This window comes from Acinetobacter sp. VT 511, assembly GCF_001077515.1.
GTDB classification, from domain to species: Bacteria; Pseudomonadota; Gammaproteobacteria; order Pseudomonadales; family Moraxellaceae; genus Acinetobacter; species Acinetobacter schindleri.
The window spans coordinates 13,878-29,797 of sequence record NZ_LFRE01000018.1; the positions used below are offsets into that span (position 1 = coordinate 13,878).

Consider the following 15,920-nt stretch of genomic DNA (forward strand, 5'->3'; position numbering starts at 1 on the left):
TATTCCTTTAACTTTCTAATTAATGTGTTGTATGAACAAGAGGTAGACCAAGCTGAACGCGGCGACGCAACCAAGGACTTGGACGATAACGCTGGTCACGGGTAATCGCAGTCATGCGATCCAGAATTTTCAGAATTTTTTCAGCACCCAGCACATCGCCCCATTCAATTGGGCCATGCGGATAACCGAGGCCTAGTTTTACCGCAACATTGATGTCTTCAACTGTCGCGACGCCTTGCTGGGCAATATCACAGCCGAGATTCACAATCATTGCCAAAGCACGTTGAGCCACAAAGCCAACGCTTTCCTGAATTACACTCGCAGTCACACCATCCAGATTGAAAATCGATTGAGCCGCTTGGGTCAGTTCAGGCTTGGTCACAAAAGTTGGCATTAAGGTGCGGTGTTTATTCAGCCCATACAGTAGGTCGATACACACCACTTGCTGAGGTGCCAGCTGATAACGGACAGCAACCGATGTTGCATCTTCACCATAAGTGGCAATCAGGATTAAAGCCTCTGCTGAAGGTGTCTCAGTTTGCTCAATCTGAATGTTGAACTGTTGCAGATATTGCTCAAGTGCCTGACGGTCTTCGTTATATTCTGTGCCTAGCCAGACTGATGGATATTGATTTAACTTTTCAATCAATGCTGGAGCAACATCACCTACTTTACTACCCGAAGTGTAATCATAGAAGCCTTTACCGGTTTTACGACCGAGCTGTTTGGCAATAAAGCGCTGACGGGTAATCACACTTGGACGGTAACGTGCTTCTTCATAATACTGCTGATAAATCGATTCACTCACCGGATGCGATACATCCATACCGGTCAGATCACCTAGCTCAAAAGGTCCCATTTTAAAACCGATCCCATCGCGGTAAATCCGGTCAATCTCATAAAATGGTGTGACATTTTCATTCAGAATTGCATAGGCTTCGCTACCAAAAGCACGGCCGGCATGGTTAATGATAAACCCTGGCGTATCTTTAGCTTTGACCGGACGATGACCCATTTTTGTAGAAAGCTGGGTTAATGCTTCAATAATGTCAGCACGGGTATTAAAGCCTTCAATTACTTCAACCACTTTCATGAGTGGTACCGGATTAAAGAAGTGATAACCGACAACACGTTCTGGCTGCTTACAGTTGGCAGCGATTGCACTAATCGACAATGAAGAGGTATTGGATGCCAGAATGGCTTCTGGTTTCACAATGTCTTCTAGTTGCTGCATCAGCTTTTGTTTGATTTCCAGATTCTCAATAATCGCCTCAACAATCAGATCACAATCTTTCAAGTCTTCTAGCTGCTGTGCGATTGATAAATGAGCAATATCTTCAGCTGCTTTTTCGTGGCTGAATTTACCTTTATCTGCCAAGGTATTTAATGTTTTGGCCAGTTTGTCCTGTGCCTGTTCAGCTGCCCCTTCTTTGGCATCAAACAGTATTACGTCATGACCAGACTGAATGGCGATCTGGGCAATGCCTGCACCCATGGTACCGACGCCAATAATCCCGATTTTCTGAATTTGAATACTCATGCTTATCGTCCCTGATAATTCGGTTTACGTTTATCGATAAAGGCCTGCATACCTTCTTTCTGGTCTTCTGAAGAAAACAGCATCTGGAAAGACTTACGCTCCAGGCTGAGACCGGCATTGAGCGGCACATCTTCGGCTAGTAATGCCACTTCTTTAATTTGTTCCAAGGCGATTGGAGGCATTTTTGCCAGACCTTCAGCCATCTTGATGGCTGTAGCAAGGGTTTCACTGTCTTCAGTCACCTGGGACACCAGACCAATTTGATAGGCTTCCGGTGCAGGTACTAGACAACCGGTCATAATGATGCGCATGGCATGAAATTTGCCCACTGCACGGAATAAACGTTGAGTACCACCTGCACCCGGCATAACACCCACTTTCACTTCAGGTTGACCAAACTGGGCGCTTTTCCCGGCAATGATAATATCTGCATGCATGGCCAGTTCACAGCCACCACCGAGCGCATAACCATTGACAGCTGCAATCACCGGTTTTGAACACTGCGCAATCGCTTGCCAGTAACGTTCAGTACGACGTTGCATCATCTGGATGGTTTCAGCGGTAGCTAATTCCTTTAGATCGGCCCCTGCTGCAAAATCTGTTTCACCGCCAGTAAGAATAATGGCCCGAATATTTTCGTCATCATTGAGTTGTAGAAAAGCTGCAGCCAGTTTCTGGCGCACTTCTGTATTCAAAGCATTTTTTGCTTCTGGTCGATGGATCTTGACCATCGCCACATGTGCTGAGATTTGCTCTACTTGAACCACCTGTTCCATTAAAATCTCCATTTATTTTGTATAGCGAAATTTTATTTTATATAAAACTACGGTTTCTAAGTCTATAAATCAAGAATTTTTAACTCAAAAATTCAAAAAAGTTATTTTTTACTAAAAATAGAGTAAAAACTCTTGTTCAGTTAGTTATTTTATGATTAATTGATTTCGCAATACGGAATTAATTATTTAAAGTAAATTTCGGCTATTCATTTAAGTAATTATTAGCCTTATAACGAAACTAAAAATTAATTTATGTAATAAAGATACTTCGTTGTTCAGTGATTTTTAACCCAGTATAGGGCTGAAAAATCAGATTTAACCTGATTGTTGACGTGGCTAAACCAAAACAGGAGCAGACACTTTAATCAGGAAAAACACTTTTCCGAGAGGAAGGAAAATGGATTTAGCGGTAGCAGAGGAAATGCTACTTTTAATTTATAGAGGATATAAGAATGACAAGCGATACCATCGTAACTGGAGACAATAAAACACCTGTCTCCTCCGAGGACACCATTAAACAGGCACCAAAACGCCTGTGGATGACAGCCTTTGTCTTTGCTTTTCTAATTTTACTCTGTGACGGTGCAGATATTGGCATTTTGGCTTTCAGTCTGACCAGTCTGAAAGCTGAATGGGGACTGACTTCTGTACAGGCCGGTGCTTTAGGAAGTTATTCCCTTCTAGGTATGGGAATTGGTGGCTTTGTCGGTGGATGGGCCTGTGACAAGTTTGGTCGCGTGCGAGTCATCGTATTAGCAACCATTGCCTTCTCGATCTTGTCTGCCTATTCAGGCTTTGCCCAGTCTTATACTGAGTTCGCAATTTTACGTACCCTGTCCTGCTTGGGTTTAGGCTGTTTATATATTGCCTGTAATACCCTCATGTCGGAATACGTACCGACCAAATATCGTACTACGGTATTAGCAACATTAATGACCGGTTTTACCTTGGGTTCTTTGGTCATCACCATGCTTTCAGGCTGGATCATTCCTGAATTCGGCTGGCGTATGCTGTACTGGATCACGATTGCGCCATTAGCCTTAGGTATTCTGATGCATTTTATGGTGCCAGAGCCGGAATCATGGAAGCGTGTACGTGAAATGAAAAGAACCGGCCAGATCGTGGATAATAACGCGAAAAAAGGCAATCCATATATCACTATTCTTAAGGACAAGACCCATGGCAAAATGTTTATCTTGTGGTCTTTCAGCTCTGGTTTCCTGTTATTTGGCTATTTCGGTGTAAGTAACTGGTTACCAAGCTATCTGGAAGCTGAATTAGGCATCAAGTTTAAAGAAATGGCGTTGTATATGGTGGGAACATTCATCACCATGATTTTTGCAAAAATTATCGCAGGCTATGTTGCTGACAAAATTGGCCGCCGTATCGTCTTTGCTTTCGGCACCATGGGAACGGCTCTGTTTATTCCTGTCGTGGTTTATATGCATACCGCAGACAATATTGGTGTACTGATGCTGATCTTCGGTTTCCTGTACGGTATTCCATATGCCATTAATGCAACCTACTTAACTGAAAGCTTCCCGACCGCCGTGCGTGGAACAGCAGTCGGTGGTGCATTCAACATTGGTCGTATTGGTGCAATCTTCGCCCCAATTACTATTGGTTATCTGGCGATGCATGGTTCGATCGGCACAGGCTTGATGGTCATGGGTGCAGCTTACTTCCTGTGTGGTTTGATTCCTGCGCTGTTCATTAAAGACCGTTTATACGATCCGCAAAAAGCAGAATAACTTAACCTGTGTAAGGGCTGTAATTGACAGCCCTCCTCAATCCAAATTTTTATGACTTTAGATATCGAACCTATGGGATTTAACCTCAACTGGATGGTTCCTGTTGAACTGGTCTCATACTTATTCTTCCAAAGTTAGCATCTCTGCATTTAAAAATTAGATCGACAACAAGGAAAGAGCTTTCCTTCTTAGATATCAGAAAATTTCTTTAGGGATTAAGAAATGAAAAAATTAGTTTTAGCGACATTATGTGGTCTTGCTTCAGTACAGGCATTTTCGGCAGAAGCGTCTGAAGACCGGATGCAGTTTCTAGAATCGCAATTAAAGCAAATTCAGGCTGAACTTGAACAACAAAAAGCAGCACAACTTGCGTTAAAGAACCAGCAAGAACAGTCTAAAACAGCGGACTCCAAAAGTTTAAGTAGCGTACTGGACAATGTTGATGTGTATGGAATGATCCGTCTGGATGGTGCGATCGATTTCAAAAGTACACCAGAAGCTCATGGCCGAACCATTAACCAGATCAATAAAGTACCTTTTACTGAACCTGATTCAACCCGTTCAGATTTTACTGCGGCAGCCAGCCGAATTGGTTTCCTGGCGAAAGACCTCGGTGGCAATCCAAACGTTTCCGCTCGTTTAGAAGCCGACTTCTGGACCAATAACGGCAAAGGTGATGGTGGCTTACGTATTCGTCATGCACATTTGAAATATTATAACTGGACTTTTGGTCAGGCATGGTCATTGATGTCCACACCGGAAATCAGTACCGAAGCTGTAGATTATAGTCTGCTCCTGGGCGGTTCAATATTACGAACCCCTCAAGTGAGCTATGCTTTTAAACTTGACCCAGAAAATACCTGGAATGTCGGCGTGGAATATATGGCCGGTGGTGATCGTTCTTCTGCCTTGCCTGCTTTAACCACTAAATATGTGCATCAGTCTGGTCCAGTACATCTATTAGCTCAAGGTTTTGTAAATCAAAAACAAGCTCAGACAGATACAGGTGATATTGAAAAAGTCGGTTGGGGTGTAGGTCTTGGTGGGCGTTATCGCTTTGATGATCAAAACTCGATCCAGGGCAACTATTTCCATATGGTCGGTGACCAGCGCATTGCAGCCTTTTTAACTCAAGGCTCAACATCCGATGGGGCTGCCTGGGGTGGAGATTATTCAGTTGATACAGCCAATAATGAACTTTTGCTCAATGAGTTCAATAGCTTAAATATAGGCTTCACGCATAAATTTACACCAAAACTACGTAGCAGTATTAATGCCAGTATTGTTGATTTTGATGATTCAAGTGATTATGCACGAGCAAATCCTGAAGCCAATAAACGTTTAACTGACTATGTCGCTAACCTGATTTATTCTCCAGTTCCAAAGATTAATCTGGGTGCAGAATATCATCATGGCAAGCGTGAAACCTTTGACAACAAGGAAGCAGATATTTCGCGTATCAACCTCTCTGCCAACTATAGTTTTTAAAGCCTCAGGAGACAAGGATGTCAGCCCAAGGGCAAATTTCACGAAAATTTATGTTTATGATGGCGATGACCTGTGCACTTTGCGCAGGTTGTAACTATTTTAACCAGCCATTAATTTATTCCATTGCAGAGGATCTGCAGATCAGTGTAGCTCAGTCTGGCTGGACTGTCGTTTTAACCCAGATTGGTTATGCCACTGGGTTGTTTTTCTTTGTACCGCTAGGCGATTTATTCGAAAAACGGCTGTATATCTGTAGTTTGATGTTCTGTACCGGATTGGCGCTTATTGGGCTTTCCGCCAGCACCAATCTGCATATGTTGTATGGCTTTACCCTGCTCGCCTCTTTTTGTTCGATTACCACCCAGATTCTGATTCCTTTTGCCGCCAGTCTGTCACAACGTGATAAAAGTGCCGAAGTCGTTGGCCTGCTGATGAGCGGTGTCCTGGTCGGTATTCTGTTTGCCCGTACCGTGGCCGGACTGATTTCAACTTTATGGTCCTGGCATGCAGTGTACTTGTTTAGTGGCTGTTCTATTCTTTTACTCAGCCTCGCAATGTGGTTTCAGCTACCAAAGGCTAAAACCCAATTGCAGATGAGTATTTTACAAATTTATGGCTCATTATTTACCTTTGCCAAGACAGAACCTATGTTGATCCGACGTAGTATGATTGGCAGTCTGGGCTTCGGCATGCTGAGTATTATTTTTACGACCATGACCTTTATACTGGCAGAAGCACCCTATCATTTTAATGATTTTCAGATTGGACTCATGGGCATTGTCGGTGTAGTCGGAATCTGGTCTTCTCAATGGACCGGTAAAATGATTGGTAGGCATCGGGAAAAATGGATTGCGCACCTGGCCACATGCGGACTGATTTTGGCGTGGATTCCCTTGTTCTTTGCCCAGAACTATTTATGGATTTATATCTTGGGATTAATTCTGGCCTATTTCGGAATTTCCTGTTTGCATGTCTTGAACCAGAATCTGGTCTATCGAATTTCAATACAGGCCCGTTCGCGAATTAATGCCATCTATATGACCTGTTATTTTTCAGGTGCCGGTCTGGGCGCGTTTTTGTCATTACATTTATGGAAAATGTATGGCTGGCCAGCTTGTGTCACATTGGGATTTATCTTTGCCCTGCTCATATTTGGTATTAACCGCTATGACTTAAGCCGCGAACGCAATCTGGTCAATATACAGTCCTAATCATACATAATCTAAAATTTAATACTGTGAACTCATAGAATATTAGTTTAAGTTCACAAAGGCTTCTTTCATAAATCTTTTTTTAATCATTAAGAAGAAATTCCCTCATCCTAACCTTCTCCCAAAGGGAGAAGGAACTTTCAAAATTCATTAAATATGAAGATGACGATCATTTTTTGGTTTATGAAAGATATTTAAAGTATTTGACATATTAGCCCTGTGTTTCTATTTAGAATTATATGCTGGAAAATAAAGGACAGGATTATCCAGCATAAGAAGAACTCTCTTCTACCAGAATCCTTTTCGATTATTTTATTTAATCTTTTGATATTTAAAAATTTAACCTGATTTAAAATCTTAATATTTGTATAAATCCTTTTAAACTTTCTTTTGATTAAGAGTTTTAAATAACTCAGTTGAGTAACAAACTACCTATTTTTTAAGTTCTTTGACTGTTAGCATAAAAAATATCTTATAAAAAAACGCAGCCTAAGCTGCGATTTGTAAAAATGGTTTCATTTCTTTAAATTATTAAACTGATAATTTTAAGCTCTCTGTAGCGCGACCATCAAGTAACTTACAACCGGTGTTTTGCTGTAGCTCTTCAAAACTTAGGCCATCGACCATTTCCACTACCCAAGCCTGATTATCTTTTAGCTCAATGATACATAAGTCAGTATAAATTCGGTCTACACAGTTTTTACCAGTAATTGGATAAGTCAGTGCTTCTACAATTCTAGGCTCACCATTTTTAGTGACATGTTCCATACAGACATAGACACAACGTGCGCCCACTGCTAGATCCATCGCCCCGCCAACCGCAGGTACTGCATCTAGTGACCCGGTGTGCCAGTTAGCCAGATCACCATTCACTGCGACCTGAAATGCACCCATAATACAAAAATCCAAATGGCCACCACGCATAATATCGAAAGAATCCGCAGAGTTCATAAAACTGCCGCCATCTAGCATACTCACCAGTTCTTTACCGGCATTAATCAGATCATCATCTGCCAGCTCAGGATCTGTTAAAGCGGTAAAACCCAGAACACCATTTTCAGAATGCAGAATAATATTTTTTTCAGGCTTTAAATAACCGGCAACGCGTGTCGGCAAACCAATACCAAGATTCACATAAGAACTGGTGGGAATATCCTGTGCAACTTTTTCTACAATCTGCTCACGTGTACGTTTTTGAATAGCCATTATTTAATATCTCCTACCTTCACCACATGCTGCACAAAAATACCCGGTGTCACGATAATCTCAGGATCTAGATCGCCAAGTTCAACAATTTCGTGTACTTGGGCAATGGTGGTTTTAGCTGCTTTTGCCATTAAAGGGCCAAAGTTTCGCGCTGCTTTACGGTAGGTCAAGTTGCCCCATTGGTCCGCCTGATTGCCATAAATCAAGGCATAATCCGCATAAATTGGATATTCCAGCACATAGTCCTTGCCATTAATATGACGGGTCTCTTTGCCTTCAGCAATTTTGGTTCCAAAACCTGTAGGCGTAAAAATAGCGCCCAGACCTGCACCCGCTGCCTGAATTCGACAAGCTAAATTCCCTTGCGGAACCAGTTCTAGCTCTACTTTTCCAGCTTTATACAGCTCTTCAAATACTTTGGAATTATTGGCACGCGGGAATGAACAGATCATTTTCTTGACCAGCCCAGATAACAACAGATTGGTTAGGCCTCTGTCACCAGAAGCAGCATTATTATTAATGATGGTTAAGTCTTTCGGACCAATATCAATCAGCGCTTCAATCAGCTCGATTGGCTGTCCTGCCAGACCGAAGCCGCTGGTCATAATATGTGCGCCGTCTGGAATCTGCTTGAGTATAGTTTCGATGTCCTGTGTAATTTTATTCATGCAATTGCTTCCTAGCATCTTCCTGTCTTTATAAAATGTTGGATCTATCAATTAATCGGCTTTTTGTGGGTCAAATAAACGGTCTTTAATAAAAAACGCGGGAATCAGACCACAAAGAAAATAGGCAATCCCCATAATCAATAAACCGGTACCAATGGAACCACCTTGAGCAAAATAGCCAATGGTCAAGGGAGCGAAAACAGCACCTAAACGACCAACGTTATAGGCACCGCCCACGGCTGTTCCGCGGATTTTGGTCGAGAAACTTTCTGTCATATAAGTGGCATTAATACCGTAGGGGATGCCATATAGGAAGCCGAAGAACAGCATCAACCAAAGAATGTTATCTGGCGTATTTCCAAAAACAATCACTGGAATGAAAATCGCCGTACCCATGGTGCCGAAAGCAAATACCGCACGACGGCCAATCCGGTCAGCGATAAAACCAGCAATGACTTTCGTACACATCATGATCAGGAAGGTCCCGATCATATATAGGGTCATTTCTTTAAACTTGATCCCCAGATCTGACTCTAAATAAGCCGGTAACCAGTTACTAACACCGTAATATCCAAACTGTAAAAATGCGGTACTGAATGACCAAAGGATAAACATGCGACGGCTGAGTGCATCTTCAAAAATCATTTTAAATGTGTTTTTTGGCTTTTCCTGGACAATACCACTGGCTTTTGCATCCAGACGTGCTTGACGCGCATCTAACCAGGCTTTTGGTTCAGGCACTAAAAAGTACATTGCGACTGCAAGAACAATAGGAATAATGGCAATGTAATAAAGATAGCGCCAGCCATATTCAGGCAATAACCAGCCTGCTAGAACAGTGGCGACCACCGAACCTAAAGTCCAGCCAGTCATGAGCGTTGCCAATACTGTAGAGCGATATTTGGTGGGTACATACTCTGCCATGAGTGTGTTACAGGCAATATATAGAGCACCTAGTCCAATCGCAGACGTAAAGCGCAGCCATTTGAACTGATCATAACTTTCCACGAATCCCAACCAGAAGGTTAATGAAGAAAATAATGCAATAGCAATGACGATCACACGAACCCGGCCAAAACGGTCACAAGCCCAGCCACCAAAAAAACCGCCGATAGCCATGCCTGCAAGCGTCCAGCTTCCCAAGGCACCGGCCTGCATATTACTTAATGAAAATTCTTGTTTCAGTCTGGTCAGACTGTAGGCTAATAATGCAATGTCAGCCCCATCAACCAGTAATGCCAAAAATGAGAAGATAAAGGCCAGAATCCAGACTTTTTGCTTGGGTTCGTTTCCACCTTCTACCTGGTGTTGTTGTGAACTGATCGTATCCATAATACTCTTTCTACTTTTCGGCACTCCTGTGCCTTTTAAAAATCAATATTTCACTTAATTATTTAATTGAAATATATAATATTTATTGATTATTATCACGCTTTAACAAAGTGATATAAAAATGCTTTTCAAGTTTTTTAAAAGTTGAATACGGTGAAATCACATAGCAATCTACAAATAGATGTGATTAAGCCGCGATGCTTAACCCCGAAAACAATTTAGCCAGCATTGCTGGCTAGAGGGGGATATCAGGTTTAGTTGCAAAAGGCTGCAATTCCGGTTTGTGCACGTCCTAAAATCAAGGCATGTACATCGTGAGTACCTTCATAGGTATTTACCACTTCCAGATTAACCAGATGACGGGCCACACCGAATTCATCGCTAATCCCGTTACCACCCATCATGTCACGGGCCAAACGGGCAATATCCAGCGCCTTGCCGCAGTTATTACGCTTAATTAAAGACGTACCTTCAACTGACGCAATGCCCTCATCTTTCATGCGGCCAAAACGTAAAGCCACCTGTAAGCCAAGGGCAATTTCAGTTTGCATATCTGCCAGTTTTTTCTGAATTAACTGATTCGCAGCAAGTGGTCGGCCAAACTGTTTACGGTCCATGGTGTACTGATGTGCGGTATGCCAGCAGAATTCTGCAGCTCCCATGGCACCCCATGCAATCCCGTAACGCGCACTGTTCAAGCAGGTAAAAGGCCCTTTTAAACCACGAACTTCCGGAAAGGCATTTTCTTCTGGAACAAAGACGTTATTCATTACAATTTCACCGGTGATTGAGGCACGTAGACCCACCTTGCCGTGAATTGCTGGAGCAGAAAGCCCTTCCCAGTCTTTTTCTAAAATAAAGCCACGAATGTCACCGACATTACCTTCAGCAGATACCTCTTTGGCCCAAACTACAAATACATCGGCAATCGGACTATTGGTAATCCACATTTTTGCGCCAGTTAAACGGTAACCACCCTCGACTTTTTTAGCACGGGTAATCATGCTGCCAGGATCTGATCCATGATCTGGCTCGGTCAAGCCAAAGCAACCAATATATTCACCGGTTGCCAATTTTGGTAAATACTTCTGCTTTTGCTCTTCAGAACCAAATTCATTAATAGGTACCATCACCAGAGAGCTTTGTACGCTGGCCATTGAACGGTAACCTGAATCGACACGTTCAACTTCACGGGCAATCAGGCCATAGCTGACATAATTTAAACCTGCACCGCCGTACTGTTCTGGAATGGTTGGGCCTAGCAGACCAAGTTCACCCATCTCACGGAAAATAGCCGGATCGGTTTTTTCATGACGAAACTGTTCCAGTACACGCGGCATCAGTTTGTCTTGACAGTACGCTGCCGCTGCATCGCGGATCATGCGTTCTTCTGACGTCAGTTGCTGTTCGATTAAAAACGGGTCTTGCCAATCAAATCTAATTTTTGTCGTCATTTTAATATTTCCTTATTTTAAAATTATGAGATTAGGCGGTTGCCTGTTTAATCATTTCACGCGCAATAATAATTTGCTGGATTTGTGTGGTTCCTTCATATAAACGGAACAGACGCACATCACGGTAGAAACGTTCAATTGAATATTCACTGATATAACCCGCTCCACCATGAATCTGCAAACAGCGATCAGCAACTCGACCACACATTTCAGTTGCAAACATTTTGGCACAAGAGGCTTCAGTCGTAACATTTTGGCCCGCATCACGCAGACGCGCAGCATCCAGCACCATACATTTGGCTGCATAAATCTCGGCTTTGGAGTCTGCCAACATACCCTGGATTAGCTGGAAATTCGCAATGGGCTGACCAAACTGTTTGCGTTCCACTGCATAGTTAAGTGCGTCTTCCAGCATACGCTCTGCCATGCCAACGCTATAACCGGCAATGTGTAAACGACCTTTATCAAGTACACGCATCGCGGTTTTAAAACCAATTCCTTCTACGCCACCAATAAGCTGATCTTTATGCACTTTACAGTTATCAAAAATCACATCGCAAGTATAAGAGCCATGCTGACCCATTTTCTTATCAATTTTGCCAAGACTTAAACCCGGTGTACCCGCTTCTACCAAAAATGCGGAAATACCGCTCGCACCTTTGATTTCCGGATTAGTACGCGCCATGACGGTAAATGTTGTTGCACGAGGTGCATTGGTAATAAAACGCTTGGTGCCATTTAAAATATAGTAATCACCATCTTTGACTGCATTGGTTTTTAAAGATGCTGCATCCGAACCTGAATCTGGCTCAGTTAAGCAGAAAGAACCTATAATTTCACCAGTCGCATAACGCGGTAAATATTTCTGTTTTTGCTCTTCCGTACCGTCAATGACGATGCCGCTTGAGCCAATTCCATTGTTGGTTCCAATCAAAGAACGAAACGCAGCAGATGTACGACCTAGTTCCATCGCAACCAGAATTTCTTCTTCCATGGTAATACCTAAACCACCATATTCTTCTGGAATCGTCAGGCCAAACAAGCCTAATTTTTTCATCTGATCCACAATATGTTCAGGAATCGCATTTTTTTCTTCAACTTCATGTTCTAAAGGAACTAGTTCATTTTTTACGAAATTACGAATTGTAGATAGTAGCTGTTCAAGCATTTCCGGGTCACGGATCATATGGATCTCCATTTATTTAATATCGGTAAATTCCTTTACCGTAATTTTTAGTTTCGTATAGCGAAATAAATAACCATAAAAAAACAAAATGAGCAAGAAAAATCGTCAAAAAATTTTGTTTCTTTCTAAAAAATAAACTTTTCAAGTTTTAAGATGAGAATGGATTTAATGTTTTATTTCACAATACGAAATTTATTTGTTGTTTTTGTATCAAATAAGAGTTAAAACTGCACTTAGGAAAGATTATTTTGATCTTTATAAGGCAGAAAGCTATTTCAGAAAATTTTCCTTCAATAAACAAAATAAATATAAATACAGGCCAGTATTTATATTTATTTCGAAAATTTGAGGTGTTGTTTTCTTTCAGAGAGTAATTTAAATTTTCTAGAGATACTTAAGAATCTTATTTACTTAGAATGATGAAGAATGTTGTATCGTTTTTTAGCTGAATAGCACTAATTGCACTAAATACAGATAAAGCTGATATTTTTTATTTATTTTTATCTTTAATAGAAGTGTTTTATTTTGTATCGTGAAATTTAATTGCTATCATATTTATTAATTTACCTTTAATTGCTCTGATCATGACAAAAAATAAAACTGGCGAAATTCCTAATTTTGATGAGATCCGTTTAGATCCGATTTCTCATATTCATAGAGAAAACAATCCTCAATTTATCGCATCTATTGCGCGTGGATTGGAAATCCTGAGATGTTTTTCAGCAACCAATCAATTACTGGGCAACCAGGAAATTGCACAACTGACCAATTTACCAAAACCAACCGTAGCCCGGATCACCAGCACGTTGGTTTCGTTAGGATATTTAAAACAGCTTCCGAATACCACTAAATATCTGTTAGACGTTGGTGTTTTAGCCTTAGGATATGCTGCTTTAAGCAATATTTCTGCACGTACCCAAGCCTATCCTTTCATGGAGGAAATGTCACGTTATTCACAAGCGCCTGTAGCCATGGCAACACGTGACCGCTTAAGCATGATTTATCTGGAAGTGGTACATACAGAATCAACGCTGACTATGCGCCGTCCAGTCGGTTCAACCTTGCCACTGCATAGTAGTGCCATGGGTCGTGCCTGCCTGGCTGCAATGGAAGTTAAAGAACGTGAATATTTATTTGATGCGATCAAGAAAAGAAATGAAGATCAATGGCCAACCATCAAGCGTAATCTGGAACGTGCAATCCGTGATTATCAGGATTATGGCTACTGTCTGTCTTTGGGAGACTGGGCAAAAGATGTAAATTCCGTGGCAGTTCCACTGATTCATCCCAAACATGGAATTTTAACATTTAACTGCGGTGCACCAAGTTATCTGCTCAATCAGGAAAAACTGGAAAATGAAATTGGACCGCGTCTGATTCACATGGTGAATAATATTGCGATGAATCTCAATAACATATAAAAAAATAATTATTAGAGCGACATTAAGTCGCTCTTTTTATTGAATACTCAGTCTACACATCTTCCTACTTTAACTAGAATTTGCAGCAAACCTTTTTAATGCTATGAAATAGATAAGATTTAAAAAATAGATGAAGTCCTATTTCAAATAAAAAGATCAAAAATAAGCTTCATAACCGATTTAGATAATGCTATAAATATCGCATAGCGAAATTGGATTTTATATTATGGAAGATATTACAAGAGAATCGATGGAGTTTGACGTAGTCATCGTAGGCGCAGGCCCTGCGGGTCTTTCTGCTGCGATCAAAATCCGTCAGCTTGCACTTGAAAACAACCTGAATGATCTGTCCGTTTGTGTTGTGGAAAAAGGCTCCGAAGTCGGTGCTCATATTCTTTCTGGTGCTGTACTTGAACCACGCGCCATGAACGAGCTGTTCCCGAACTGGAAAGAAGAAGGCGCGCCTTTAAATGTCCCAGTGACTGAAGACAAAACCTTCTTCCTGCTCTCTGATGAAAAATCACAAGAAGCTCCGCACTGGATGGTGCCTAAAACTATGCATAACGATGGCAACTATGTCATCTCACTGGGCAATGTGGTGCGCTGGTTAGGCCAAAAAGCAGAAGAACTGGAAGTCTCGATCTTCCCGGGCTTTGCTGCCTCTGAAATCCTTTACCATGAAGATGGTTCAGTCAAAGGTATCCAGACAGGTGACATGGGCATTGGTAAAGATGGCGAACCAACGCATAATTTTACCCCAGGTTATGAACTGCATGCCAAATATACGATTTTTGCAGAAGGTTGCCGTGGTCATTTAGGTAAACGCCTGATCCAGAAATTCAACCTGGATAAAGATGCAGATCCTCAACACTATGGCATCGGAATTAAAGAGCTTTGGGAAATCGATCCTGCCAAGCACAAACCGGGTCTGGTGATGCACGGTGCTGGCTGGCCATTGAATGAAACCAGCTCGAGTGGTGGCTGGTGGCTCTACCATGCTGAAAACAACCAGGTGACCCTGGGCATGATCGTAGATCTTTCTTATGAAAACCCCCACATGTATCCATTTATGGAAATGCAGCGCTGGAAAACCCATCCTCTGATCAAACAGTATCTGGAAGGCGGTAAACGTATTTCTTATGGTGCACGTGCCGTGACCAAAGGTGGCTTTAACTCACTACCAAAATTCACTTTCCCAGGTGGTTCTTTAATCGGTGATGATGCCGGCTTCCTGAACTTTGCCAAGATCAAAGGCTCACATACTGCGATGAAGTCAGGCATGCTCTGCGGTGAAGCGGTATTTGAAGCAATCAAGGCCGGTGTAGAGAAAGGCGGTGACCTGGCAGTTGCACGTGTAACTGAAGGCGAAGATTTCTTCGTAAAAGAGTTGACTGCTTATACAGACAAGTTCAACAACAGCTGGCTGAAAGAAGAGCTGTATAGCGCGCGTAACTTTGGCCCTGCAATGCATAAGTTTGGTCAATGGATGGGTGGTGCATTCAACTTTATCGACCAGAACGTGTTTAAAGTACCATTTACCCTGCATGACCTGGTGCCAGACTTTAAGACATTGAAAACTGTTGATGCGGTGAACTTCAAGCCGAACTATCCAAAACCGGATGGCAAGCTGACTTTTGACCGTCTGTCTTCAGTGTTTGTATCGAACACCGTGCATGAAGAAAACCAGCCTGCGCATTTGAAACTAACTGATGCTTCAATTCCAGTGAATGTGAACCTGCCAAAATGGGATGAGCCAGCTCAGCGCTACTGCCCGGCGGGTGTATATGAAATCATGGAAAATGATGATGGTTCAAAACGCTTCCAGATCAATGCAGCCAACTGTGTGCACTGCAAGACCTGTGACATCAAAGATCCTTCTCAGAACAT

General features: G+C 42.0%; 12 protein-coding genes. 5 read left to right on the forward strand and 7 right to left on the reverse strand.

What is annotated here, in order from left to right; genetic code table 11:
• Positions 1 to 19 precede the first annotated feature (19 nt).
• Together ACS72_RS00510 and ACS72_RS00515 are read right to left on the reverse strand one after the other, a co-directional pair.
• Entirely contained in the window at positions 20 to 1,540 is a 1,521-nt protein-coding gene (locus ACS72_RS00510; RefSeq protein ID WP_048880903.1) for a 3-hydroxyacyl-CoA dehydrogenase, read from the reverse strand.
• A gap of 2 nt (positions 1,541 to 1,542) precedes the next feature.
• Positions 1,543 to 2,316, reverse strand: coding sequence for an enoyl-CoA hydratase (locus ACS72_RS00515; protein WP_048880904.1), 774 nt, complete (start codon positions 2,314 to 2,316; stop codon positions 1,543 to 1,545).
• Positions 2,317 to 2,768: 452 nt separating this feature from the next.
• Here ACS72_RS00515 and ACS72_RS00520 point away from each other — a divergent pair, with 452 nt between their 5' ends.
• The 3 genes from ACS72_RS00520 (at position 2,769) to ACS72_RS00530 (ending at position 6,766) form a co-directional block, all read left to right on the forward strand.
• Positions 2,769 to 4,067 carry an MFS transporter gene (locus ACS72_RS00520; RefSeq protein ID WP_005222173.1) on the forward strand — a complete coding sequence of 433 codons (1,299 nt, stop codon included), beginning with the start codon at positions 2,769 to 2,771 and terminating at the stop codon, positions 4,065 to 4,067.
• A 222-nt stretch (positions 4,068 to 4,289) separates the two neighbouring features.
• A complete protein-coding gene (locus ACS72_RS00525; protein WP_048880905.1) occupies positions 4,290 to 5,555 on the forward strand; it encodes a DcaP family trimeric outer membrane transporter in 1,266 nt (421 codons plus the stop codon).
• Positions 5,556 to 5,572: 17 nt separating this feature from the next.
• The gene (locus tag ACS72_RS00530; protein WP_048880906.1) at positions 5,573 to 6,766 is read left to right on the forward strand and encodes an MFS transporter; all 1,194 of its coding nucleotides are present in this window, start codon (positions 5,573 to 5,575) and stop codon (positions 6,764 to 6,766) included.
• A gap of 531 nt (positions 6,767 to 7,297) precedes the next feature.
• On the opposite strand, the gene ACS72_RS00535 is transcribed toward ACS72_RS00530, so the two are convergent.
• From ACS72_RS00535 to ACS72_RS00555, 5 genes are all read right to left on the reverse strand, one after another.
• Positions 7,298 to 7,972 carry a 3-oxoacid CoA-transferase subunit B gene (locus ACS72_RS00535; RefSeq protein ID WP_048880907.1) on the reverse strand — a complete coding sequence of 225 codons (675 nt, stop codon included), beginning with the start codon at positions 7,970 to 7,972 and terminating at the stop codon, positions 7,298 to 7,300.
• Positions 7,972 to 8,640, reverse strand: coding sequence for a 3-oxoacid CoA-transferase subunit A (locus ACS72_RS00540; RefSeq protein WP_005222181.1), 669 nt, complete (start codon positions 8,638 to 8,640; stop codon positions 7,972 to 7,974). Before ACS72_RS00540 ends, ACS72_RS00535 begins: the two co-directional genes overlap by 1 nt.
• Before the next feature lie 51 nt (positions 8,641 to 8,691).
• Positions 8,692 to 9,972 (reverse strand): MFS transporter, encoded by a 1,281-nt coding sequence (locus ACS72_RS00545; RefSeq protein WP_048880908.1) that lies wholly within the window; start codon positions 9,970 to 9,972, stop codon positions 8,692 to 8,694.
• Between the two features lie 254 nt (positions 9,973 to 10,226).
• A complete protein-coding gene (locus ACS72_RS00550; protein WP_048880909.1) occupies positions 10,227 to 11,426 on the reverse strand; it encodes an acyl-CoA dehydrogenase in 1,200 nt (399 codons plus the stop codon).
• 31 nt (positions 11,427 to 11,457) lie between these two features.
• Positions 11,458 to 12,612 (reverse strand): acyl-CoA dehydrogenase family protein, encoded by a 1,155-nt coding sequence (locus ACS72_RS00555; RefSeq protein ID WP_048880910.1) that lies wholly within the window; start codon positions 12,610 to 12,612, stop codon positions 11,458 to 11,460.
• A gap of 584 nt (positions 12,613 to 13,196) precedes the next feature.
• Here ACS72_RS00555 and ACS72_RS00560 point away from each other — a divergent pair.
• A complete protein-coding gene (locus ACS72_RS00560; protein ID WP_048880911.1) occupies positions 13,197 to 14,033 on the forward strand; it encodes an IclR family transcriptional regulator in 837 nt (278 codons plus the stop codon).
• Positions 14,034 to 14,259: 226 nt separating this feature from the next.
• On the forward strand, positions 14,260 to 15,920 hold a 1,661-nt coding region (locus ACS72_RS00565), incomplete at its 3' end, for an electron transfer flavoprotein-ubiquinone oxidoreductase (protein ID WP_048880912.1).